Origin of the sequence: Nostoc sp. C052 (assembly GCF_013393905.1) — a bacterium.
GTDB lineage: Bacteria > Cyanobacteriota > Cyanobacteriia > Cyanobacteriales > Nostocaceae > Nostoc.
Window position 1 is genome coordinate 113,607 of record NZ_CP040275.1, and the last position, 24,861, is coordinate 138,467.

Annotated in this window: 25 protein-coding genes and 2 pseudogenes; 20 read left to right on the forward strand and 7 right to left on the reverse strand. The window is 41.3% G+C overall.

Going from position 1 to position 24,861, the window contains the following annotated elements:
* The first annotated feature begins 10 nt into the window (after positions 1-10).
* The 19 genes and pseudogenes from FD723_RS36740 to FD723_RS36830 form a co-directional block, all read left to right on the forward strand.
* Positions 11-268 (forward strand): hypothetical protein, encoded by a 258-nt coding sequence (locus FD723_RS36740; RefSeq protein ID WP_179070126.1) that lies wholly within the window; start codon positions 11-13, stop codon positions 266-268.
* Positions 265-1,887, forward strand: a complete 1,623-nt coding sequence (locus FD723_RS36745) for an AAA family ATPase (protein WP_179070127.1) — start codon at positions 265-267, stop codon at positions 1,885-1,887. Before FD723_RS36740 ends, FD723_RS36745 begins: the two co-directional genes overlap by 4 nt.
* A gap of 124 nt (positions 1,888-2,011) precedes the next feature.
* The gene (locus FD723_RS36750) at positions 2,012-2,359 is read left to right on the forward strand and encodes a hypothetical protein (protein WP_179070128.1); all 348 of its coding nucleotides are present in this window, start codon (positions 2,012-2,014) and stop codon (positions 2,357-2,359) included.
* A gap of 13 nt (positions 2,360-2,372) precedes the next feature.
* Entirely contained in the window at positions 2,373-2,933 is a 561-nt protein-coding gene (locus FD723_RS36755; RefSeq protein WP_179070129.1) for a WGR domain-containing protein, read from the forward strand.
* An 87-nt stretch (positions 2,934-3,020) separates the two neighbouring features.
* A complete protein-coding gene (locus FD723_RS36760; RefSeq protein ID WP_138506119.1) occupies positions 3,021-3,221 on the forward strand; it encodes a hypothetical protein in 201 nt (66 codons plus the stop codon).
* Positions 3,218-3,562: a hypothetical protein gene (locus FD723_RS36765; RefSeq protein WP_179070130.1), complete on the forward strand. Its 345-nt coding sequence runs from the start codon at positions 3,218-3,220 to the stop codon at positions 3,560-3,562. The genes FD723_RS36760 and FD723_RS36765 overlap by 4 nt, the downstream gene beginning before the upstream one ends.
* 13 nt (positions 3,563-3,575) lie before the next feature.
* Positions 3,576-3,803, forward strand: a complete 228-nt coding sequence (locus tag FD723_RS36770) for a hypothetical protein (protein ID WP_179070131.1) — start codon at positions 3,576-3,578, stop codon at positions 3,801-3,803.
* A gap of 444 nt (positions 3,804-4,247) precedes the next feature.
* Positions 4,248-4,550: a hypothetical protein gene (locus FD723_RS36775; RefSeq protein WP_163934648.1), complete on the forward strand. Its 303-nt coding sequence runs from the start codon at positions 4,248-4,250 to the stop codon at positions 4,548-4,550.
* 3 nt (positions 4,551-4,553) lie between these two features.
* On the forward strand, positions 4,554-5,129 hold the full coding sequence (locus FD723_RS36780) for a hypothetical protein (RefSeq protein ID WP_179070132.1): 576 nt from the start codon (positions 4,554-4,556) through the stop codon (positions 5,127-5,129).
* A 14-nt stretch (positions 5,130-5,143) separates the two neighbouring features.
* Positions 5,144-5,416, forward strand: a complete 273-nt coding sequence (locus tag FD723_RS36785; protein ID WP_179070133.1) for a hypothetical protein — start codon at positions 5,144-5,146, stop codon at positions 5,414-5,416.
* A gap of 492 nt (positions 5,417-5,908) precedes the next feature.
* Entirely contained in the window at positions 5,909-6,319 is a 411-nt protein-coding gene (locus FD723_RS36790; RefSeq protein ID WP_179070134.1) for a hypothetical protein, read from the forward strand.
* A complete protein-coding gene (locus tag FD723_RS36795) occupies positions 6,319-7,035 on the forward strand; it encodes a hypothetical protein (RefSeq protein ID WP_179070135.1) in 717 nt (238 codons plus the stop codon). The genes FD723_RS36790 and FD723_RS36795 overlap by 1 nt, the downstream gene beginning before the upstream one ends.
* A 68-nt stretch (positions 7,036-7,103) precedes the next feature.
* Positions 7,104-9,020: a hypothetical protein gene (locus tag FD723_RS36800; protein WP_179070136.1), complete on the forward strand. Its 1,917-nt coding sequence runs from the start codon at positions 7,104-7,106 to the stop codon at positions 9,018-9,020.
* Positions 9,021-9,164: 144 nt separating this feature from the next.
* Entirely contained in the window at positions 9,165-9,500 is a 336-nt protein-coding gene (locus FD723_RS36805; protein WP_179070137.1) for a hypothetical protein, read from the forward strand.
* Between the two features lie 420 nt (positions 9,501-9,920).
* Positions 9,921-12,170, forward strand: coding sequence for a cytochrome-c peroxidase (locus FD723_RS36810; protein WP_256875383.1), 2,250 nt, complete (start codon positions 9,921-9,923; stop codon positions 12,168-12,170).
* Between the two features lie 1,027 nt (positions 12,171-13,197).
* Positions 13,198-13,551: a hypothetical protein gene (locus FD723_RS36815; RefSeq protein ID WP_179070138.1), complete on the forward strand. Its 354-nt coding sequence runs from the start codon at positions 13,198-13,200 to the stop codon at positions 13,549-13,551.
* 186 nt (positions 13,552-13,737) lie between these two features.
* A complete protein-coding gene (locus FD723_RS36820; RefSeq protein ID WP_256875384.1) occupies positions 13,738-14,460 on the forward strand; it encodes a CDP-diacylglycerol diphosphatase in 723 nt (240 codons plus the stop codon).
* Between the two features lie 381 nt (positions 14,461-14,841).
* Positions 14,842-15,547, forward strand: a pseudogene (locus tag FD723_RS36825) (ISNCY family transposase); the annotation flags it as partial.
* Positions 15,548-16,145: 598 nt separating this feature from the next.
* Positions 16,146-16,925, forward strand: a pseudogene (locus FD723_RS36830) (ISAs1 family transposase); the annotation flags it as partial.
* Between the two features lie 316 nt (positions 16,926-17,241).
* Here the strand turns inward: FD723_RS36830 and FD723_RS36835 are convergent.
* Complete coding sequence (locus FD723_RS36835) at positions 17,242-18,453, reverse strand: aminotransferase class I/II-fold pyridoxal phosphate-dependent enzyme (RefSeq protein ID WP_179070141.1); 1,212 nt, start codon at positions 18,451-18,453, stop codon at positions 17,242-17,244.
* Between the two features lie 607 nt (positions 18,454-19,060).
* Between FD723_RS36835 and msrA the strand changes: the two genes are divergently transcribed.
* Positions 19,061-19,552 (forward strand): peptide-methionine (S)-S-oxide reductase MsrA, encoded by a 492-nt coding sequence (gene msrA / locus FD723_RS36845; RefSeq protein WP_179070142.1) that lies wholly within the window; start codon positions 19,061-19,063, stop codon positions 19,550-19,552.
* Between the two features lie 84 nt (positions 19,553-19,636).
* Here the strand turns inward: msrA and FD723_RS36850 are convergent, their stop codons facing one another.
* From FD723_RS36850 to FD723_RS36870, 6 genes are all read right to left on the reverse strand, one after another.
* Positions 19,637-20,587 carry an RpoD/SigA family RNA polymerase sigma factor gene (locus FD723_RS36850; protein ID WP_179070143.1) on the reverse strand — a complete coding sequence of 317 codons (951 nt, stop codon included), beginning with the start codon at positions 20,585-20,587 and terminating at the stop codon, positions 19,637-19,639.
* 406 nt (positions 20,588-20,993) lie between these two features.
* Positions 20,994-22,259, reverse strand: coding sequence for an AIPR family protein (locus FD723_RS36855; protein ID WP_179070144.1), 1,266 nt, complete (start codon positions 22,257-22,259; stop codon positions 20,994-20,996).
* 214 nt (positions 22,260-22,473) lie between these two features.
* Positions 22,474-23,157: a hypothetical protein gene (locus FD723_RS36860; RefSeq protein WP_179070145.1), complete on the reverse strand. Its 684-nt coding sequence runs from the start codon at positions 23,155-23,157 to the stop codon at positions 22,474-22,476.
* A 685-nt stretch (positions 23,158-23,842) separates the two neighbouring features.
* Positions 23,843-24,025 carry a hypothetical protein gene (locus FD723_RS44010; protein WP_306297046.1) on the reverse strand — a complete coding sequence of 61 codons (183 nt, stop codon included), beginning with the start codon at positions 24,023-24,025 and terminating at the stop codon, positions 23,843-23,845.
* Positions 24,026-24,069: 44 nt separating this feature from the next.
* Entirely contained in the window at positions 24,070-24,243 is a 174-nt protein-coding gene (locus FD723_RS44015; protein WP_306297047.1) for a hypothetical protein, read from the reverse strand.
* 77 nt (positions 24,244-24,320) lie between these two features.
* The gene (locus FD723_RS36870; protein ID WP_179069985.1) at positions 24,321-24,518 is read right to left on the reverse strand and encodes a DUF2811 domain-containing protein; all 198 of its coding nucleotides are present in this window, start codon (positions 24,516-24,518) and stop codon (positions 24,321-24,323) included.
* Between the last annotated feature and the right edge of the window lie 343 nt (positions 24,519-24,861).

Below are 24,861 nucleotides of genomic sequence, written 5' to 3' on the forward strand. Positions count from 1 at the left end.
CCCTAAATTTATGAATGAATTATCAAAAGAATATCCCATGCTTCACGTTTATCCGCAGCAAAAAGTACATCAACCTGTGGTTATCAAAGCCAATACTGAAGGTATTTGTGTACTAATAAATGCTCTTATTTCCGCTATTGCCCAACCTGAAAGTAATGCTATGGCATCTGTATTTTGCGGCGATGCCGAAGTCTATGAGGTAGTCGTGAAAGTGGTAAACACTCATGACGAACTCTCTCCAGTTCCTTATCAAATATCAACATCATGAAACTCTCAAATCTTCTCTCCACACTCGATTCACAAATCCCCATCGCTGCGGTTGATGTCCTATCTCCTGATGAAGCGACGATTATTCAGTGGTTGACAACTGAAGCTAACAACAAGCTTTCAAGTCCAGTATTCTTCTGGAATCTGGGGGTATCAACCTTAGAACAATGTTTAATCGCAGCAGATGGGGGATTGGTGTTTAAGCCAGTTGCAGAGTACAAAAGACCTCCACAGGCTGATCCGCTACTATTTGTATTCGACTACATTGCTAACTTTAGTGGGAATGGTGTATTTATCCTCGGAGATATTCACCCCTTTATTGCTAATAATTCACCCCAATTGAGTTGGGAGATTTTAAGCAAAGTTAAAAACCTTTACCACAGGTTAAAACCCACAGATAAACGCATTGTCTTGTTGGGTCAGAACATACAATTACACGAATCCCTAGTCAGATTGATTCCTTATTGTGAAGTTCCTTTACCTAGTATTGACCAAATACTACTTCATCTCAATTCTTATTTGCATGACCTACAACAGTCTGCTATTGAACAGGAATTGACTTTCACTATTTCTCTAGAAAATGCTGAAAAAGAAACTCTTTCTCGTGCTGCCCTGGGTTTAACCCTGGAGGAGATTAGTGATTTCCTTCGGTTAACAGTCAAAGAAAACTTAAGTAATGATGGTGTCGTTGTCGGCGCTGACTTTATCCCCAAAGCCGTCGAGTACAAAACTCGGCTACTGTCTCAAATGGGTATTGAGTTGGGCAAACCTGCGACAATCCCTTTTGGCGGTTTGGATCTTCTGCGTGATTGGTTGATGAGGCGGCGGCGGCTGTTCACGCAAGAGGCGCGAAGTCTCTCTTTACCCCAACCAAAAGGTGTGTTGCTGGCTGGCCCACCCGGTACTGGAAAAACGTTATTGGCTAAAAACATTGCTAACATCCTTAATCTACCGCTACTCCAGCTAGATATTGCGTCTCTTCTTGGTTCTTTAGTTGGTGAATCAGAGGGCAATGTACGCCGCGCATTAAAGACTGCTGAGGCGATCGCACCCTGCATTTTATGGATAGACGAAATAGAAAAAGCCCTTTCTGGCAGTGGTGACACTAGTGGAGTCTCACAGAGGATTCTGGGTAATATCCTTACATTCATGTCCGAATCTCAGTGTGGCGTGTTTGTCGTAGCAACTTGCAATGACCCCTCTGCACTGCCAAGTGAGCTAAAGAGGAAGGGAAGATTTGACGAAAATTTCTTTGTTGATCTGCCCACTGAGCCAGAACGGGTAAAGATTTTAGGGATTCACCTAGAGCGATTCGGTATTCAAGTACAGCTTGAATATCTCGAAGCGATCGCTACCAACACTGCAAAGTTTTCAGGAGCAGAACTGGAAACCCTTGCTTCGGAAGCTGCTCTGCTGGCATTCGATGAGGATAGACCGCAGCAGGTAACGCTTGCTGACCTCGAAGCCTGTCGTCAAACGATTACCCCGCTTGCGATTCAGGACGCTGCGGCAGTTGAAAGAATGCAGGTGTGGGCATCCACCGCACGACGGGCTAGCAGTCCCGTGGTTGCAGCGAAAACTCAGTCTTTGCGTGCTGCTAAGTTTCGGAATATGAACTGATGAGAAACCGATTGCCTCCTGATTCTATGGGGGCGATCGCCACCGATTCATAGCGGGTACGCCATCGCTCTTTCTTTTAGTAATTGATAGTAGCTAATTAACATAGTTAATAAGGCGAAGAAACATGACAACAGACTTAGTTACTTATTACGGGCAGACTCCAATCATTGACCAACTGGTTGAAAATTATGGTGCATATTTGGAGAAATTAGACAGAGAAAGCAAATTGTTGCTTCGGACGGTGTTAACAAATTATGTATTTATGCGAGAAAGGCATGAGCCGAGCAGTTACACACTAATAGAAGCTTCTAGGGATGCACTTTTTGTCACATTTATTGGTATAGATATGCCACAACTTTTGGTAGATATTTGCTCACAATTAAATGGGCTAACAACACACGAAGCAGAAACAATACTTGAAGCACTACAACATCAAATTAGATGGGGCAATGCCTGTCAAGCCGTGAATTGACAGGGTAAGAAACATGGAAATCTATTTAGTTTTTGTTGATGCTATCCGAAACAGCAATAAATTCTGGGCGGCCATTGTCGAAGATGGTAACTTGACAGTGCAGTGGGGCAGAGTCGGTTATCAAGCACAAACCAAAGTTCACACATTAGGCAATCATCAGAGAGCCATTACTAAATTTAACAATCTAGTAGCCGAGAAAAAAGGTAAAGGCTACCGCGAAAGTCAGCCAGAGATTGATGCTAGCCGCAGTGTTGCAGACATTAGACGAGCTATTCAATTGTTGAATATTATCCGTCCGGCTGTTGCTCTCCAGAATTTTGGTGATACCTACATATCTGCTCTTAATGAATATCTGAAAATTGTCCCAACACCTTTGGGGATGCAGATAAATTATCACAGAGTTTACCGCACAGTAGCAGATATTGACTATCAACAAGAATTACTCAATTCCCTGTTAACGACACCCGCACCAATTGCTGCTGCGGTGGCTGTTGGTCATGCTCCTGAAGCAACAGCAGAAACCGCAGTTATCAGTCTTAAGACTATCAGTAAGAACTTCTGGCGACATTTATAAGGTTCAAGAGTGTGACTGGCAAAGAGCTAGCCATGCTCTTAATTTTTCTGCCTAAACACTTACTCGCATTATCAAAGAGGAAACATTATGCCGAGAAAATCCACTCATCCCGCCCCTGCTGACCATTCCTCCTTGTGCATACAGTATCTTCGTCGTTGTGGGGGTAGCGCTCGATTATGTCACATCAACTTCAGTCTTAACGTGATTCAAATGTTAGTCAATCAAAGAAAAGTAAAGATTAAGAATACTGGTGCAGGGTTTTTTATTGAATTGGAGGATGCAAAGTGAAAACACAGAAAGTAACTCATCAATCATCTTTGCCTTCAAACACTCGTAATAAATTAGTTTTTCGCCGTACTAAGAGAAGATTTAACCCCAAATTATTCATTGATCGCACGATAGAAACAACTGCAATTGTCTCTCTGCTTTTAACTGGCTTTTCAGGAGTAGGGGCAATGGGATGTTGGGGAATGGAGATTATTGATACAAATGCTAATCCCAACATAATCATCTCTGGTTGGGAGCAACAGAAAAATATTTGCCTGGGTGCAATGTTGGTTAATTTTTCCGTCTTCTTAGGCAGTTCTTTGGTCGGAGCTAGTTTCAGTATTCAGCGAGATAAATTTTAGGGGATAAACAACGATGGAAATCAAGTTAACCACATCAGAGATCCGGACTATCTTACAGGGCTGCCAATATACGTTGCAAATAATTGGGAGCAGTAAGGATTATCGCAGGCTTCAATCGTCCGAGTACTTTTCTACATCAAATGATGTGGTATTAAACGATGCTTTCAATGTTTTAGGAGAAATAGTGAACGCAATTGATGACGTGGAGCAGATGATCAAACAACAAACAGGAAAAGTCTAGAAATTAAGCAGAGATTTTTCAACACCAATGGGCTATTCCCACCCCAGACTAACCCAAGATTAGGAGCGATCGCAGTATGGTACAAAACATTGGTATTAAACCAATGCATCCAAGAGAATTCAAAATAATTCACAATGCATCTATATACCTGATGCATAGGCTTAGTGATTATCCTGAGCAAACAATAAGTCATTGGTTAGCTGACGAAAGTAGTACAAGGTATCAACAGCCAAAACCACAGGTACTTAATCATTTTGGAGCTATCCATAAATTATTATCAGGTACTTAGCGTCAGGCTGACGCTAAGTCATCAGAAAAACCCTACTCACCAGCTGGTAGGGTTTTTATTATTAGTATTAGCAGTACCGGAATTCAATCGGAACTCAACCGGAATTCAATCGGAACTCAGTCGGAACTCAATCGGAACTCTAGGAGCCGAAACCATTGCTAATTCAGGGAAGCTGTGTAGTTGAACAATTGTTAACACGAGAGGAGGCAGCCAAACAATTGGAGCCATCAGTTGGAATTAGACAGTTCCAAAAGTATTTAGACTTAGCTTCTTTGTACCTGCCAGAATTTGAGGATTTTCGGGACGAAGATAACGGAGGGCTAAACGGACGAGCAAAGTTGACAAACTGGCATTTACCTGTGCTTCAAAGAATTAGAAGTTACGTTTTAGCCAAAGGTTCTTTAAAGAAGGTAGCTATTGAATTAAAAAATCACCCCGAAAAGTTTTTAGGAGCCTAAATCATGATTGTTAAAGAATTCGCACAAGCTCTCAAAAAAGTACCTGGAAAAGTAGTTGATGAGCTACGCCGTCAATATCCAGAGCAAAAATGGACGGTAGATTCACAAGTTCCAGAGGAGATTTTAGCTAGATTCCAAGATATTACCAATAGTGAGAGATTACAGCCTCAACAATCACCTGTAGCAGATATACCCGAAGCCACAATCACTAAAGCTGATGAGGCAATTCAACAAGCCTCATACAAGTTAACTGCGGCTGATAAAGAGACTATTTCTGGTGCTATAGCCGTTCAAAATGAGCAATCTAAGATTTTGGGTGCATCAACTGGTGTTACAGGAGCTTTGTTGTTCATGGAATCCTTGATTGGAGCCAAAGGGACGGTGTTGGATGCCTTTGCCGAGCAATCCATGTTGGAAGTCGATAACCAGATTACCGAGATAGATCAGAGTTTGATTAATTTAGCAGAAGAAGCTTCAACAAGGTTGGGGGAGTCGATCCGAAAAAAAGAACAACTCAAACTACGACTCAATTCGTTACGAGAGAGAGTCAGTTCAATGGGGACACAGATCCGATTTTAGAAGCTTATAAAACAGTGGCGGCATTGTTACAAATCCAAAATGAAACTGTCGCCACTGTTGCCGAAATCCGACTGCTTCAAAAACTATTAACTCATCAAAGGAAAAATCAAGTTATGGATATTCTGAGTACGGGATTGTTTGCTACTTCAGTTGTTGGCGCTTTAGGTGGCAGTGCATATCTCGTTGGTAGCGTTGTCGCTACTGGATTAATCGGCAGTGGGGTGTTCATTCCCTTGGGATTACTTGTTGGTGCAGGATTGACTTTTCTGGGACGGGCATCAAAGTAATAGTGATAGGCGCGAGTGTTTCATAAAACTGTTTCACGAAACTGTTTCATGAAACGTTTCAACGGTTTCATCAGTGTTTCAGACTCGTGAAACAGCATTCCCCCGCGTGAAACATGAAACATGAAACGTGAAACGCCAGCTAATTCCTTGCTCGAAAGCCTTTATGGGCGGGATTGTTTCACGAAGCTGTTTCACAGCACTGTTTCATGAAACGTTTCAACGGTTTCATCAGTGTTTCAGGGCGTGAAACAGCATGAAACAGCATTCCCCCAGCGTGAAACGTGAAACATGAAACACGAAACACCAGTCAATTCCTTGCTCGAAAGGCGTTATGAAGGGTAGTGTTTCACGAAGCTGTTTCACAGCACTGTTTCATGAAACGTTTCAACGGTTTCATCAATGTTTCAGCGTCGTGAAACATGAAACGCCTCATTTTATGTGTGAAACATGGGAAAAATTTGTACTAAGAACGCGCTATAGCACAGCAGTCTCATGTATAAGAAACAACTGTACTTAGCTTTGGCTGGTGTTGGCATTTGCATGTTGCCTGTAATCATCCCCTTAGTACCCAAGTTGGGGGCTTATGCAGAGCTTCAACGGCTAAAAGCCTCAGAAGAACTAGAACGTTCGCGCATAGAAGAACGGGCAAAAACCAGTGATGCCTTATATGAGGCAGGAGTGATGCCCACAAGTCGCAAGTTGAGAATTACTAATTACATTGACAACAGTAAACGCAATCCCAGACCAGACACAACCTTTTATCAAGATGATGAGATTGTTGATGTTTTTGACGCAACGGGTAGGTGTATTGGGCGAATTGAAGAAGGAATTTGGAAGTGGAAGCACAAAGCTAAAGAGGTTTGTAAAACCGTTCAAAATATCAAACCAGTAAGGAAAAAGTAATGGCTAATGGTTCATCAAGTGCAGAAAGTAATAGCACTGGTAACAATGATGGTAAACCCAAAGATAAGAAGCGATCGCTTGGTGAAATCATCGATTTTTGTGCCAAGGCTATTGTGATGATTGTTGGTTTACCTATTAGGGCAGCCGCCGCGATCGTTAATCAGTTCGTTGCTAATGGTGGTGCGGGTCGTGCGTTAGTTGGCGGGATTTTATTTATCGGCGGTTCCATGATTAGTGCTGATTCAACTTGGCAATTAATCTTTCAAGGCCCCCCTGTTTTACCCTGGTTTGAGCCGACTTGGAATTGGCTAAATGTGCCGTTTGCACTGTTCAACCCGTTCTTTTACCTTGCATTCATAATTTCTATCGGTGTGCAAGTAATTGAAGCTCATGCCTTACGCGGTAAAAACCCAGATTCAGCGAGGCGGGAGCTTCAAGACCACATGGTTTATGAGCTTGAAACCAAGCCTAGTGGCAAGATTGACTTGGTAGGCCAGTTGTGGCAAGACTACAAAACCGCAGGTACACGCGATCGCTCTAGTGCTGGATTAGTTGTGATTGCGGTTTGGGTGTTCGATATTGTCACCACCTTTGCGGCTCGTAACCCATTTGAATTTACAGCCCCTTTCATAATTCTGGGCTGCATATTGTTTAACATCGGCACAATGATGGCGGGTGAAATTGGGTTTGCCATTTGGCGGTTGACAAAGGATTAGAACGGAAACCGCCCAAGAAACCAATCACTGTAAAAAAGGGCGGCAACGTTTCACCAAGGGAGGCATTTATGCAAAGTAACAATATCCCAAAAATCACAACTAAAGAAACTGAACATTTACGCGAATCATATCCTAGCTTGTCTCACTTGGAAGCCGGAAATATTGCCCAATGGCTGCAAGAGAGAAAAGATGGATTATTTGAAATGGCACGGGCATCTGAGAATGAAGCAGATATGACCCGTGTGCTTGGTTTGTTGGCTTCTGGGATCGGAGCGGTTTGTTATGCGGTGAACCCTTTGGCGCTAGTTGGTGGTTTAATTGGTGGTGCTGCATGGCTATGGTTTGTTGTCGAACACTCCAACCGCACTAAAGAAATTGCCCCCTTGCCTTTTGTACGTGGCAACTTTATAGACGCTTTAGCTCGTGCCGGGGATTATGATGCTAGGAGCAATTATCAAGCGGATCATCTTGCCAATACCGTTAAATTCTTAGAACGACAATCAGCACAAGAGTACGCCTTTCTTCATGCTGAGTTTGAAAATATTGTCCAGTATTTAACCCAAGTTGAACCAGGAAAACGTTTTTATGCTTATCGCTGGATGTTTGGCTGGTTCGGCAAGCTTTTCGGTCGTCAGCTACCCACTTATGAAAGCATGGCTCTCCATTTACAAGATGTGACAATTGACAGCCGGGTGAATCGGTCGGAGATAAGTGCCATCGCACAGGCAAACGTCCAGTTACCACCGACCGTAGATATCAAGCAATTTCAATCACCGACTGTAGATATTGGGAAGATGAACCAAGCTGCGGAGCTTTCTAGACCTACAGAGTTACAACCATCTTCCTCTGATGGGCTTGTACCAGAGACTATAATTAATATCCCTCTGACTAATAGGGCAAACGCACTGATCGCTGCTTTAACGAAAAGTGGATTCCAAGTAGAGGATATGATGAGTTCCCAAGTCATTGCGATCGCTGGTACTCAGCGAGGTGGCAAGGGAACTTTAGCAGCAATCTTAGCAACATTATCAACTGCACTTGACCCCGGATTGAATACCCAATACTTTACTGCTGGGGTGGACGTTTACCCCTTTGCCTGCAACTTAACCTCTGCCCTTAAGTACCCGGATCAAGATGCGGATGGGGCTGATCAACTAGTCGCTCGTGATTTATTGAAATTTCTTAAGGGTTTAGATGGAAGCGAACCTTACTCCCATAAAAACTTACTGCTAGTAATTGATGAGGCGATGCGGTTGCTGTCATTGTTAGAGGAGAGCGATCGCACCTGGGCGATTCAATATTTACTTTCTCGCTTCGCTAAGTCGGGTGGTACATTAATTATCGTCTTGCATGGCTCTAACCTGACAAGCGTTGTAGGTAAAGCTACGGCTGGGCTGGCAGATACCTTTAAGCAATCGGTTAACTTCATTGGCTGTGTAGCTCAAGCGGTTAGCGCTGGTGGTCTACGCAAAATGAATGTCGCTAGTGGAGAATATTTCAAAGCCAACCCTAATAACTTTGGAGAACCTGTTAGCGGTGGCAATCTGGGCATGATTCCCGAATGGCTAAAGACCCATTTGCACCCAGGCAATGGGCAACCAGATCCAGCTAGAACATTACTTCAGTTCTTCCCGGAATTAGTTCAACAGCATGAAAGGACAGTCATACCCAGAGGGGAGAAAATTGCCCCATCAGACGCAGTTAATCATCTGGAGTCCATTTTTTCAAAGCCTTATCAGGAAGTGGAATTTCTGGAAGTAGAAGAGAGTAGTATTTCTGAGGCTGATTTAGACCAAATTGTGGCGATCGTTGCAGCTACTGCTAGTCCTCCAACTTCTTTTGCTGCTATCAGAAACAGCCGCAAGTGGGGCGAAGAGAAAAAGAGTGTTCTTTACTTGAGGAATGCCTTGTCACAATTGATTGACAGTAACCGATTGTGCGGAAATGAAAAAGATGGTTTCAGCGTTTTTAAGATTAACCACTAATATTCGTCACAGTTCCGGTCGAGTTCCAGTCAAGTTCCGGTATTCTTACATTTCTAAGTACGGCTGAAAAATAGAGCATTTTGTCTCTCCAGTAAATTTTTTCTAAACATTTTCCAGAATGTGGAAGCATCGGGAAGTTTAAAAATGAGCGATAAATTAACCACAGCATTACAAAAATTAGCCATAAGTCCAGTTAAAGCAGACAGGCTGGCTATTTATAGATTGGAAAAAGAGTACGGCGCTTCTTTATCAGAAATCGTTGGTGAACTCGAAGATTATGCCATCGTTCACCAATCTATTCAAGACGAAAGAGCTAAACCCAGAAATCAGTTGATTATTGCTTGCTGTTATGGCTGTCTTTGGGGTGCAGTTATTGGAATTACGACGTTATTTATCAAACCTAATATTACTGTAGCGGCGATTGGGTTGGGTTTTACGGCTGGGGTGTCTGGGAAATTGCTGGTTCAAAAAGGGGAATAAATCATGGAACGCAGAATCAGGGGTATGAGTAGCATTCGCGCAGAAAACCGGGTTAATAGATATTACATGAGTAATACAAAAATTTTTAGAAGCTGAAACCCTTATTTTATCGTTGAGTAGTTACTCGATGATAAGTTTAAGTCAATGACCTTCATTATCGTCATAATCCTTACCTAATAAGGCTTTTAAGCTTAACCCGGTTTTCTGAGCCGATGATACTCATACCCCTATTACGATTATTATTCTGATGCAGATTTATTTATATACTTAGACCTATTGACAAAACTTACTCACAACCTAACCTTTTCCTCTCTACATTTATTATTAATTAAATAAAAATAGTCACATTTTATACGGCTGATAATAAGTAAAAAGCTTTAGATAAGTAGTAAAATTTTAAGTGTTTTCTGATCTGAAAATATGGTAATTTTACGCATAGTCAGTTTAGGGTTGCTTTTTGCTACCTTTCCAATGTTTTTGCTGCTAACCGGCAATGGTCGATTTTTGCTCAAATCGATGGTAGTGCAGATCAAGCAGGGAATTCGGAGTTTAAAAAATCTCAAATTATGGTCTTTTAATGACCAAGAGTCTCGTGGAGCATCATCTAAATTTCCAGTTGATCCAAAGCGTAAAAGGGGGGAATCTGGTTATGTAAAACCTAACGGAATAGTATCAAAACTTTCAAAAACTATAACAATTGCTGCGATCGTTGTGGCAGCAGTAATAGCTGGAAATACTGTATCTGCCCAGGTTACGGCGTTTCCACCTCTAGCTTCTCTCAAGACTGTTTCGGTTCCAGAGCCTGATAATCTTGGAGACTTTATAAAAGACAAAGTAGCCGCCATTCAGTTAGGAAAGGCTCTTTTTTGGGATATGCAAGTTGGTAGCGATGGAAAAACCTCCTGTGCTACTTGCCATTTCCATGCCGGAGCCGACAACAGATCAAAAAATCAGATATCTCCTGGTCTGCTGCGAATCAACGCCGATGGCACAGAAAACCCAGATACGGTTTTTAATGTCGGCGGTGGGCCGAACTACCAGCTCAAGCCAGAAGATTTTCCCTTTCACAAGTTGTCAAATCCAAATGATCCGACAACTGTTGTGTCTGATCGGAATGATATCGCCTCCTCCCAAGGAGTTATCAATACCAAGTTTGTTGATGTAATACCGGGTAATGCAGAAGACCAAGTAACGCTTCAACCAGATCCGGTGTTTAACGTGGGAGGTGTAAATGTACGTCGCGTCGAGCCACGTAACGCGCCAACTGCGATTAATGCAGTATTTAACTTCCGCAACTTCTGGGACGGTAGGGCGCAAAACATCTTTAATGGAGTGAATTCCTTTGGTTTGAGAGATTCTCATGCTTCTGTCGTGAAAGCACAGACTCCAAATCAGCTAAAATTTGTCAAAGTCAGCCTCAATAATTCGTCTTTAGCTTCTCAAGCAGTCGATCCACCACTTAGCTCGTTCGAGGAATCTTCTGATGGTCGTACCTTTGAAGAAATAGGTGATAAGTTCGGATCAATTGATCACAAATCCGCCAGCGTTAGCAAGGGCAAGAAACTCCCCAGAAAACTTGCTAAAAAGTTATTTCCTCTGAGACCGCTAGGGAAACAACTTGTGCATCCACAGGACAGTGTTTTAGGTACAGATAGCAGATGGCCTGAACCTGGACTGAGAAATAAAAGCTATGATCGCCTAATTAAAGATGCCTTCAAGCCGGAGTGGTGGAAGTCTAATCAACTCATTCAAATTGATGCTAAGGGTGTGAGAACTTTTGTTAAGAAACCGGATCGCTCTTTGGAAACCAATGAGTACAGGTTAATAGAGTACAACTTCTCGCTATTTTTTGGGCTGGCAATTCAAATGTACGAATCTACGCTCATCGCTAACGATACCCCACTTGATCGCTTCTTGGAAGGAAACACCACTGCCCTAACTGGGCAACAGCAACGGGGGAAACAACTGTTCGAGGGTAAAGCTCAATGCAACCTTTGTCATAATGGGGCAGAACTTAGCAGTGCTTCTGTGAGTTCTGTGCAGAAACAAAGGATTGGGATTCTTAAGATCCCTAATTTCAGTAGATTCGTCTTTGACAATGGCTTTTTCAATATCGGCATCAGACCGACATTAGAAGATGTTAGTGTTGGAGGTAATGACCCATTTGGGAATCCGCTTTCGGAAACGAGACTGGCTCTACTGGGAAGTTTCCAGCAACTTCTCGGTTCCCCATCCAACACCACAGTTAGCTCTAAGGACACAATACTTGCGGATGGTAGTTTTAAAACTCCTGGACTCCGCAATGTTGAACTGACTGCCCCTTATTTCCACAATGGTGGTTCTTTAACTTTGCAGCAAGTGGTAGACTTATACAATCGTGGCGGAGACTTCCGCCAGCAAAGCGCCCTTGCCGTGTTGGGACTAACTGAAGCCGAAAAAAATGACTTGGTAGCCTTCCTCAAATCGCTCACTGATGAGCGAGTCCGCTATGAAAAGGCGCCATTTGATCACCCACAACTGTTTGTTCCAAATGGACATCCGGGTGATTCTACATACGTGATCAATAATGGTAGTGGCAAAGCCACAGATAGTCTAGTGGAAATTCCTGCTGTTGGTAGTCATGGTGGTAATGGCACTCCAAATTTCCTCGTCACTTCAAGACAGTGGTAAGTAAATAGCGTTTCCGTGTTGGGGAGCTTTTGGTGGGGGAAACCCGGCACTAAATCCCCAACACCGGAAATTATACAAAATATTGAAATCGGGTTGCCAGGTGGAGCGATACAGACTGGCTGCTAATGGCATGAAGAGCTTGATTGGAATCTTTACGTATAATTGCTGTTGAACTCTTGCAGTTGACTTCTCTACACCGCAACTAGGCAACTGCCGACGCTATTCAATTCCTCAATCCCCTTCAGCTTCACATAATCAGCGCTAAATCACCCAAACTACCCAAGATGGTAAAACCTACTACGATTCGACCTACGTTACTAATCCTAAATAAGGGACTTGCAAAAGCCTGATTTTGTTGAGTTTGGCTTTGTTCAACCCAAACTAGGGGAGCTGATGGTGCTATTTGCTAATTTGTTTAATCGGAATTTCCTATCTTCTTTCTGTTCTAACTGAGCTAAGTACTGCTTGATGAATTTGTAATCACGAATATCATTCCGATTGTATTAAAATTTATGGGCGTTGCATAAATGCGGGATGATTTAGGCAAATACAGGTACTTCTCTATACTCTAAATAATGTAGTAATAAACGAATGGAGTATTTAAACATATCACTGATTTAAAATAGAGGCGTGAGTAGCAATGGATACTGTTGGCGAATTATTTCTTCATCTCTGAAATACCGATTTTAGCGTTGTCTGATTTACAAAAGTCAATCAGTTCCAACAAGGGTATGACGAAGATTCAAAGCTTTGAGGGTATTAAGGAATGTTTCGCCAACAGTATCTGTTGCTACTCGCACCCCAAAATGTGAATTAATAAGTTTGTGTACTTATCAGTGGAAGTTCTAGAATGAAAACTCGTAAGGCTTTTGCCACGTTAATGATTTGTGTATTGTTGATACTCGGTATCGTGGGCTTTGTGAATCTGCACCAAGCCTCCGCTCATTACATAGCAGATTGTCGCAGATTGGTGACAGGCACGTACATCACGAAAGTCTCTGGTGACTTCGGTCTGTTTAGCTTACTTATGACGATTACTCGAGATGGTGACTATTTTTTTACTGGCTCAAACCAAAGTGGTGCTCCCTCTCCTTCAGACCAAAATGGTGTTTCCTCCCAACCTTATAGCAACGGACAAGGCAGTTGGAAGTGTACCTCAGACAGAGATTTTACTGCCACGGTACTCAACTTCAGTTACCCAACAGCGACATTACCTGGCGCAATTGTTAGAAGCGATGTTAATGCGACAGTCGATCCAAAAGCTGGGATACTGCAAGGAAAAGCAACACTGAGGTCGTTCTCACTAAACGCAAATCCGCTCCAAGATAATGCCCCAGTAGCAGGGACTGAAACTTTCACCGGACCGCGTATAATACCTTGATAGTAATCGCTTTGCTCTGGCAGATCAGGTCGTTTTGACCTAGAACCGCAAAGTTTGCTAGAGAATTTTAAGAATTTGTATACTGTCAATCCCACATAATAAGTAATGCGCCTATTTTCTACAAGAGGTTTGCCCAAGTCCCGTCTCTGGCGCAGGGCTGGCACCGCGTTAGTACTGGTAGGTGCGGTGACAGGTTTGATTGCCGCCGATCATACTAGCAAGAGCGATGCCTTGTGGCGCATCGTCCATGAGGCTTGCGTCCCCAACCAAGAAAAGCAAGGCAATCCCGCGCCTTGCACCTTGGTTGATTTGAAACAGGGCTATGCCCTGTTGAAAGACCGGGTAGGAAAGACGCAATATCTGCTTCTACCAACTGCCCGGATTTCCGGCATTGAAAGCGCTAGCCTGCTGGCGAGGGATACCCCAAATTACTGGAAGTTCGCCTGGGACTCGCGCGCCCTAATATCGCAGCGCTTGGGACGAACGCTGGCGAGGGATGCGATAGGCATGGCGGTCAATTCTGCCTTTGGACGCAGCCAGAACCAGTTGCACATCCATATCGATTGCATAGCCCCCGACGTGCGGGCGCAACTACGCGCCCACTTAAGCGCCATTGGGTCGCACTGGGCGAATCTGCCTTTCCATCTGGATGGGCATCCCTATCGGGCCAGGCGCGTCGATTCCGCAAGTTTGCAAGGCGTGAATCCATTCGTGCTGCTGGCACAAGATGTACAACAATCTATAGTACATGACATGAAACGCCAGACTCTCGTGGTGCTGGGGGTGGTATTCGAGGATGGAAGCGATGGCTTCATCTTGCTGACAGATACGGCGGATACACTGCAAGGCGACTTCGCACATGGGGAGGAATTGCTTGACCATGCCTGCACCATAGCTCAGAAACCTTGACGATAGGCGTTGTTGCGTGAATAGGGAAAAATGGGAAATTTTACTTAGCCCTCTTTCATCAGTCTTGGAGAAAGCAATCGCTGCAAGGCTTACGAGACTTTGGTTTCCAAATTTTAGCTAGATTTGGGAATTTCTATTAGAAAATAAAGCCTCAAACCTTGATTGGGTCATAGTGGCAGCATAGTGCAAAGGGTGAAATGAGCAGTGATACCGAAAGTTACGCGCTTTTTACTTGATGAGCCACAATCAAAACTGCAATCACCAAAACGCACACTATGACAAACCCCGAAAACCTCAGCGAACGCCGAAACGGGGAAATTGTTCGTTAAGGCTGTAATCGTAATCCTTTTACAGTAATAGTTTCAGCAATGTATATCTGGGGAATTTATTAAAAAGCAAGATGGGCATCAAAAATAAGATTGTGAAAATGCGGCTGTTAAAAGATGGTTGAATAAGAATCATCAAAATAAATATGGTTATCCTGTAACCCTTTTAGGAGATGACTTGTATTCTCGCCAACCTGTTTGTACCTTGGTGCTACAACAAGGTTATAATTTTATTTTTGTTTGTCTGGAAACGTCACATAAAACTTTATATGAATGGCTAGAATTTTTAGAAAGAAGTGGAGAAGTTACAACTGTTGAAAAGAAACAATGGGATGGACGAAAAAATCTAATTTATCGTTATCGTTATGCTTCTAGAGTTCCTTTACGAAATGGAGACTCAAGTCTCGAAGCTAATTGGTGCGAAGTGACTGTTATTAATGAGAAAACACAGAAAATTATCTACAGAAATAATTGGATAACTAATCATAAGATCACCGAAAACAATGTTGAAGAGATTGTCAAAGCTGGACGCAGTAGATGGAAAGTTGAGAATGAAGGTAATAATGTTCTAAAAAATCACGGTTATAATTTAGAGCATAACTTTGGTCATGGTCAAAATCATCTGTGCGAGTTCTTATTGTCTTTAAATTTACTAGCTTTTTTATTTCATACTGTTTTAGATTTAGTCAATTCTACCTATCAAAAAATTCGTGAATTATTAGTAACTCGGACTAATTTCTTTAATGATATTCGTACCTTAATAAAATTTATCTAGTTTAAAAGTTGGTCGGAGCTTTTCGTATTTATTCTTACCGAATATGTCCCGATCACAAAAGCAAATTCTAGTTAAAAATGTCAAATTTTTGACAGGAGGTAGAGATTATTGATTGAGAGAATTTACAAAGTAGGTCTGAGTTTCAGCTATATTTATAAGTTGAAATCTATTTTTCATGGGCAGATTTTTTAAATTATTTATCTTCAGCCAATTATCATGATTATTTTTCAAATAAATCATAATTAGACAGAAGTTTTCTAGGTAAATAAGAGGATTTTATATTCTTTTGTTTTCAAAATGAGAATTGCTGATATCGCTATTAGGGCGAACGCATCTAAATATTAAAGATCGATAATCAAGGTAGAATTCCCCAACACTCCACCACACAGTACTTTCAGAGAATTAAGTATAAAACTGAATAAGAATGATAATCGTTGTAGGGGGTGAGTTTGTGGCAGCCGTCGGCTGCCAAGCAATACTGCTTCGTTTTTGTAGTAAATTCGATAGTGCGTTAAACAAAAAGAACCAGATTATAGTTGAATGAAGCTCAAGCCCAAAATCACCATTGCTGACCACTTTGCAGTGATAAAAGTAGTGACCAAAGTGCAATCCAAATGGTGAGTGCTTGGGCAACTACAAATAGATTGGTGTTGGGACAAGTTAAGGTGGATGACAAATCGAATGAAATTACAGCAATTCCAGAGTTATTAAAGGTATTAGAATTGTCTGGATGTATTGTGACAATTGATGCAATCGGTTGCCAAAAAGAGATTGTGAGGTTAATCACACAACAGAATGCAGATTATGTGATTACGTTAAAAAAGAACCAAGGAAATCTTTATGATCAGGTCGAAAAACTATTCCATTTAGGGATAAGTACAGGTTTTGAGGGGATTGAACATAGCACATATAAAACAGATGAAATAGGGCATGGTCGTCGTGAAATCCGCCAATATGTGATGTTATCTCAAATTCAGTCTCGGCTTAACCCAGATTCAGTTTGGTCAAACTTTAATAGTGTTGGAATGGTCGAATCTGTCCGTTCATTAAATGGTGAAACAACGGTTGAAACCCATTATTTTATCAGTAGCCTTGAGTCAAATGCTAAACAGTTTGGTAATTCTATTCGCAGTCATTGGGGAATTGAGAACTCACTACATTGGATATTAGATGTTGCTTTAAGAGAAGATGACTGTCGGATTAGGAAAGATAATGCTCCACAGAATTTTGCAATTCTCAGACATATTGCAGTCAATCTTTTAGGTCAAGAGAAGCGTGTCAAACGTGGAATAAAAAATAAACAGTTTCTCGCTGCGTTGGATAACAATGTATTTATCAAGAGTTTTAGCCTTAGCATAAACTAATATATCAGAAATTAAATTTGAATCTTTAGGAATAATTTCACTTTTCCTCTGGATAAGCATACTTTTATAAACTCAAATATTGAGTTATTTTAGTATCAATAAATAATCATTCCGCTTCAGATAAGATAATTCATATTTTTCAAAAGCATTCATTTGCTTTATTTATAATTTCAGGAATTTTTACAATTATCTATGTCATTTTGAAATCTCTCTTAGTTTTTATTAGTAAATAAGGTGCGTTTGCCCTAAGAATCGATTGCTGCCGATATCTGTGCGATTTTTTCTATTGATACTTCTGTTGCCGTCAATTGACTTTTTATCCAACAGCGTATTTTATCGCTGCTTGAAATTTGGGTAAGGCACGAGAAATCATTTCTTCGCTGGCAGTAAGGGAAATCCGAAAGTAACCGGGTATTTCCTGGGGTGTACCTGGTAAAACAAATACATCGTGACTTGCCAGTAGTTCCGCAAAAGCACAGTCATCTTCCCAAGGAGATCGCACCAACAAAAAGAATGTTCCATCGGGGGTATGCAGTTGATAACCCATGCCTCGCAGCGACGAATCCATCCAATCTCGCTTTTTTTGTAAATGCTCCATATTTATGTTTATTTTTTCCAAGTCGCTTAGGGCATACTGCATTAGTACGCTAGGAAAACACCAACCAAAAGCACTTGCTTGTAACATAGCGATTACTCGCCTTATTTCTTCCCGCTTGGGCATAGTGGAAGGAAGAGCGATATATCCGATACGTTGACCGGGAGCCATTAAGGTTTTACTGTAACCATATACCAAGAAAGAAAATGGGTAAAACTGGGTCGGGCTGGGACAAGATTGGTGATCAAAAACAATGCGGCTGAAGGTTTCATCTGAAATCATGTAAATCACCTTGCCGTACAGTTTAGAAGCCTCAGCTAGTATACTTGCCAAACCCTCTAAAGTCCTAGCTGAAAAAATCTTACCTGTAGGGTTGTGAGGTGAATTAACAATTATTGCCCGAGTTCGTTCGGTAATTGCTTCAGCGATCGCCTCCAAATTTATATCGAAGGTGCTGGTATCTACAGGCACACCCACTGGAACCGCACCTGTAAAATGCACCATACGCCTATAACCTAACCAGGGTGGAGTCAAAATAATTACCTCATCCCCTTCCTCAGCTACTATTTGCAGACAAATCGCCAAACCGACTAGAGTCCCATTAGTCATAAAAATATCTTCAGGCAATATAGAAAGTCCACGTTTATCCTGAAGAGATGCAGATACAGTAACCCGTGATTCGGGAATATTTCCCTTGTAGCCATACCAACTGGAGTTTTGTGCTACACTCCAACGTTGCAGGGCTTCTACAAACCCTGGAAGTGGCATTTCATGAGCATCACCCAAGGAAAAATCAAGGCTTTCCGGCTCAGTTCGGCGACTCATATAGGTCGCTGAAGCGTAAAATTTACTTATAGGCGTTTGGTAATCTAATTTCTTCAATAACTGTGGTGATATGAAGTGAATTTTGCCTTCATCTGTCGTATCCGGCATAACCCCAGCCTTTGATTGCTATCTGATGCAGGCAGTATAGTCGTAATTGCATACATTAACAACATAGCGATCGCATCTAGATTATCTTCAAGTGCGATCATACTGGCATAGAAATCATTAACCTATCCCACTAATAACCAACTACTTAGGGACAGTAGTCGCGTTGAGTTCATCGCTTTCCCCTTTTTTCCTCTTGTTTGCACCTTCTGTCACATGAGATTCTTCTTGCTTACTGGAATTGACTATCTTCACCAAGGAAGAATTGAGATAACTTTGCGCCGATATATACAAACTTTCCCAAATCTCTTGGTTACGACTAATTTTAGTTCCTACTGTATTTCTAAATGTTTTTTGCAACACCAAGTATCTACGGAAATAGCTAGTCCAGAGGTGTTGCAGAAAATCTTCGGCGAATTCGTCAAATGGTAGAATCCACTTTTTTCAATTCTTAGATAATATTCAGTTTTATACCATACTCATCTCAGAATAATCTGTCACTCTAATAATTAAAATAAATCAGACAGTATTGAGGAAATATTTCCTTCTCAACTATCTATCAGATTCGATGAGTTTCATTTACAATTATCACAAAATAGTTGTCAAAGATATGCAAAACACTAATCTACAAAAAGCAACATTTGGAGCAGGCTGTTTCTGGGGAGTTGAAGCAGCATTTCGTCAAGTAAAGGGAGTAACTTCTACAGCAGTTGGTTACAGTGGCGGACACTTTGAGAATCCAACCTACGAAGATGTCTGTAGAGCAAAAACTGGACATGCTGAGGTAGTGGAAGTGGAATACGATCCGGTAATAGTATCTTATGATGAACTACTAAATGTGTTTTGGAATAAGCACAATCCCACAGCATCAAACCATCAGGAGCTAGATGTTGGTTATCAATATCGGTCAGTGATATTTTTCCACACACCAGAGCAGGAATTATTAGCAAGAGCCTCCAAGGAGCAGCTTGAAAATAGTTCTCGTTATCACAAAAATCCAATTGTGACGGAGATTGTAGCTGCATCACAATTTTATAGAGCAGAAGAGTATCATCAGCAATATCTGGAGAAGCATGGACGAGCATCTTACAGAAGAGGCTAATCTTTCACTCGATTGAGGGGATGTTAAAAGCCGAATGCTGTAAATCCCCTTACTAGTCCCTAAAACATCATCTTTTGGTATTCTTCAGGAAACTAAATACTGTTGAATTTCAGTTTTTTGACGACGTAGAACAGTGATTGCTTGCTGCTGAATTTGGCGAACTCGTTCTCTACTAACATTCAATTTCTCTCCAATCTGAGCTAAAGTTAGTTCTTGATCGTTCTCTAACCCAAAACGCAAAATTAATACTTCACGTTGCGTCGGTTTGAGTGATTCTAATAAACTATTAATGTCTTGGCGCAAAAGCTCTTTGGTGATATGTTCGTCTGGAGATATGCCCTCATCTGGTAAAAGTTGACTAAGTTCTGTGTCTTGGTTATCTCCAATCTTTACATCTAGAGAAATTGGCTGCTTTGAACTGCTGAGAAAATCCCTAATCTGGCTTGGTTGTAAGTCTAAAGTTTCAGCAATTTCTACAACACTGGCTGGACGACCCAGTGTCTGAAATAATTCTCGCTGTACTTTCTTAATTTTGTTCAGTTGTTCGGTGATATGAATTGGCAAGCGTACAGTACGAGATTTCTCTGCAATTGCCCGTGTGATTGACTGCGTAATCCACCAGTATACGTAGGTGGAAAGCTTATAGCCGCGATTGGGGTCAAATTTTTCTACACCCCTTTGTAAACCTATTGCCCCTTCTTGCAGCAAATCTAAGAATTCCAGATTGCGCTTCTGATATTTTTTGGCAATCGAAACCACCAGACGCAGGTTTGCTGTCACCATTTTTTGTTTGGCTCGTTGCCCAAGATTTTGTATTTGAGCTATTTCCAATTCACTTTTGTCAACATCAACAGCTAATTCGACCATTGTTGGCTCACGATCTAGTTGTTGGGTGAGTTCATTTTTTCTTTGCTCAATTGCCATGATTTGCTGTACCTGCCTCCCATAAGCAATTTCTTGGTCTGCGGTTAGCATTGGGTAACGACCAATCTCTTGCAAATAGATACGAACCATGTCTGGACTCAGGCTGGACATACAGTAAAACTTTTTTGATATTTAGACGAATTTAAAAGTATAAATCAAATCGCTGAATTAATTTTCCTGATTTAACAGCTAAAAAATATTAACCTGAGATTGCGATAAATAAATTCAACCTAGAACACAATCATCTATAACGGTATCCAGTGAGCGCTTACTATACCTCCATTCCGAATGGCACGAAGATTTATGTGAAACCTCTTTGCTGACTATCTTGTTGGGGGTAGAGTTGCAGCTTCGTGTGTTCTAGACAATTAAATGCGAGTGCGTCAAGGAGTTCAACATCTTCTTAATTCCCCACACCCGAACTTAGCAACTCCACACCCTTTCATCCAGGAATACCAGGGATTTACGCTTTTCTTCGTGCCATTCCCCTATACCTCATGCCCTATTCGGTAAAAAACTATTTGGGAACAGTAGTCGCGTTGAGTTCACCCCTTTTCCCTTTTGCCCTCTTGTTTGCACCTTGTGTCACATGAGATTCTTCTTCTTGCTTACTAGAGTTGACCATTTTCATCAAGTGCTGATTTAGATAACTTTGCGCCGATATATACAGACTTTCCCAAATCTCTTGATTGCGGCTGATTTTTGTGCCGACTGTATTTCCTGCTGTTTTCTCCGACACCAAGTATTTGCGGAAATAGTTATTCCACAGGTGTTGGAGGAAATCTTCAGCGAATTCGTTAAACGGCAGAATCCATTTATAGTCCTTGTCCAAAAATACCCGATAGGATGCAATTATTGGTAGTGCCAAGTCGGTTGGCGCACTAAACCCGAATGAATACTTGCTGTCAGGCAACAATGTAGTTTTACGTATATCAATTGATGCTAGGTCGTTAGCACCCTTTCTTCTGGGGTTGCTGATATGTTCTTGGATTATTTCGTACAGCCTTTGCTCTATCCACAGGGCATGAGTCAAGAGAGGCAGTAAAGCGGTTAATCTTTCCCTTTCTGCATCTGTGATGTTACTTGGAAGACTCATTCCTACTGGATGCTTGGTTCGTTTATTGCCGTCGGGGTTGTATTTATTTCTGTCGAGGCAGTAAAGGAGCTTGAGCAAATGGGTGACATTGCACTGGGCGTTTCTAGGAGCGCCGCTTTGGTTTTGGTAATAAGCGATGCGGAATTTTCTATCTTCCTTCTGTTCTAACTGGGCTAAATACTGCTTGATGAATTTGTAATCACCCCTGGCGTTGACTTTGGAGCGAGAATCTACTGGTGTTGTAGTATTTGAAGCTAGGGCTATATCTTTAGCTGATTCTTCACTCAATCCGATGTGGATCGTAACTTTTACCCTAGCTTCGGTTAGGTCATATTTGTAATTTTTCGCTTGCTCAAATGCTAAAACTGTATGCCCCCCGTTGATAATGCCGTCGCTGCCACCCTCGTTAGCTTCTAAGACTTCTAGCTCTAGTTCAGTTTTGTTCTTGACAGGCTTAACTTTATTGGCTGACAGAACGATTCCACTGTGGCGAGAGAAGAATTTTTCAGGTTCGGTTGTCAGTGAGTCGAAAACTTGTCTGTAGGTCGCGCTTTTGCGGTTTGGTTCGCGGATGTTCGGTTCTAGCGGCAGGTCTGTGGGGAACGAGTATACATGAGCAGTGGCGATGATGCAATTGGGGAAGGCTAGAAAATAGTTATCTATCTTGATGTTCCAAGTCTTGGGCATACCTTATCTAGCGATGAAATTAATAGGTTTTGACTAATGTATCTCTAATTATTATCGAATTCACTCAGAACAAGTTACTAAACTAGCCGAATTGTTGTCCCCAATGCAAAGAGTTATTTTTGTTAAAGGACGTGAGCCGTCAGTCTCAGAACCTTGCTCAAATTCAATCAGCAGCAGCCTATTTCCCCAGCACAGCTACAGTATTTTCTTGTTTTTATGGTATTGGTGTCGTCGTTTTGTGATTGCCTTCGGTTGGAGTTTGACCATTAGTTTTTTTCAACAGTCCAGGTATTATGTGATTCTCGGCACTAACAAAATTCTCTTCTCTAAGTTTTGGGAATTTCAAAATTAGTCTCGCATCATCCATCACCAGCTTGGAGCCAACAAGTCGCACATCTAGTTCCCAAAAATCGCCTACGCCTACCCCAAGTTCCGGCAGCAATCCTTCTATTTCGATGATGAATGGTTGCCATTGCATCGCTGACTCTGCTCCGAATGGCGGTCTAAAGTTGCGTCGAATTTGCACAGACAACTGACCGTTTTCTTGACTGATAACTACACCACGTAGGGAAAAGTAGCCATCAGCAGCTAATAACCATGTCTGTTGCAAATCTGATATCGGTTCTTTTTGCCTGCCTCTTAAATGAAAGTTCAGTTTTTTTGACTCTCTTTCCATTCTCGTCCATACCACCCAAATACTAGTACTTGCTACTAACTCTGGGTTATCTTGTAACAGTTTCTCTAACTTACTTGCTAACGTTGTGGAATAAATACTCCCATCTTTCGTTACTAAAATACCATTATTAAACTCTTCCTTACTTGGGAAATACTGACCCTCAACTATGCCAATACAACGGTACATCGTTGGGAAATCTGGTGGCGCAAATGGGTTTGTCATCCTTGGTTCAATTGTCTATTATGCTCCATGCTTACTATGCCTTTAGATCAAGTCAGTAGTAACAAAACTTTATTTTACAACTATTTTACCTGGAATAACAACAGTCAATACTTCAGTGATTCCTCAACAAGCTTTTTCATATATTTCGCTCAAAATATCATTATGAAATTAACATTTTTACCTCGAACTCGGCAAAAAAATAACTCTATCAACTGATGCTGGATGTGACTTGCGACTAGTACCAAAGACCCATTAACCTACAGCAGCGAGCTTTTGAGCAGTTAACTGCCCAAATCCAGATGATGCTCCTGTAACTAGCACGATCTTTTTGTTAGTCATCTGTTTTCAGTTTCATTACTACTATTGATAGATTGTAAATTAGTTGTGAGCAATAAATATTTTTGTTGCAAGGCATCAGCAGTTACTACAACACCTGGGAAAACGACAAAATTAAGATTTTCGACAAAATTAAGATTTACTTGTTGAATACTTTCTTAATTAAACTCAAAAATGACAATTTTGGATAGATTCAAAGCAAACAGATGAATACAAAAACTAAGCCCTGAATTTTTACCAGGGCTTTTTAAATTGAAAACTCAATTTTTAGCCAACAATATACAAAGCTAAATGATTGTAAAAAGTTGATGTGATAATTCTCTCTTTTTGAAACAGATGAAAGCCAGTTTTAGTTCGCTGAATTGAAGCTGAGGACTTGATCTAATAAGGTACGAGCAGATTGTGCTTTAAGTAGTGCTGCTTGGTGATCGCTATAAGCACGAACTAGGCGATTAAGAGCGTTGGCTCCAATTTTGGCTTTTTCAATTTCTTCACCCCTGACTGGTTCCCCATCAAGCATCTGCTCAATCAAAGGTTTAATATCACCTGCTTCAAGGCGAACTTTTTGTAGCTTTTCTATAGTAATAAGTAAGGTTTGAGTGAGTTTAAGATGTCGTCACTATCCAGAGAATTTTCCACTGTTTGAGCTACATTTTCAGCATTTTTTGCGACTTTGGGTTCTATTGCATCTGAGAGTGCCGATACTACAATAGTAGATGTTTTCGATTTTACCTCGTTTTTACTTGCCATTAATCCTGACTGAAAGAATCTTTCTGAGTGTATCGTTTGATTGACCTTTTATTTACTATGACTTCTAGGGAATAATATTAGCCGTGACGAAACAGAGTTTCGAGATAAACTTGGGAAACACCGCGATCGCCATCTGCATTTTGTAGCAGAAACAGGGAGATGGCTGCGGTAATAAGGCGATGTTCATCCCAATCAGGATGTTTTTCTAGGTAGGTATTGAGAGATTGATGTAGCGTTTCGGGAAGAGTAGTAAAGATGTTTTGGGTTGAGTTCATATAATAAAAGCTTCAGAAAGAGCAAATCAATAGGGAAAACAAGCTAGAGGTGATGCACTGCAAGTAATGTTTCACCCCGTTCAATGCTTGCCAAACCACCTGCGTTAGCAACTGAATAGTTTTATACAGTTGCTGTTGAAAATGGAATGGACAAACAAAGGCTAGTCGATTTATTGTGTGCTGATTGGCTCGGTTTGTCAATGTTGCAAAATATTAAAGATAAATATAGAAAAAATAAATAATTACGAGAAAGCTAGGGCTAGAGGCAGGTTTTATTTACATCACGTAATAATAACTCAGTAATGCAGACTGATTGCTACAGTCATAACAAAATCCACAGTGG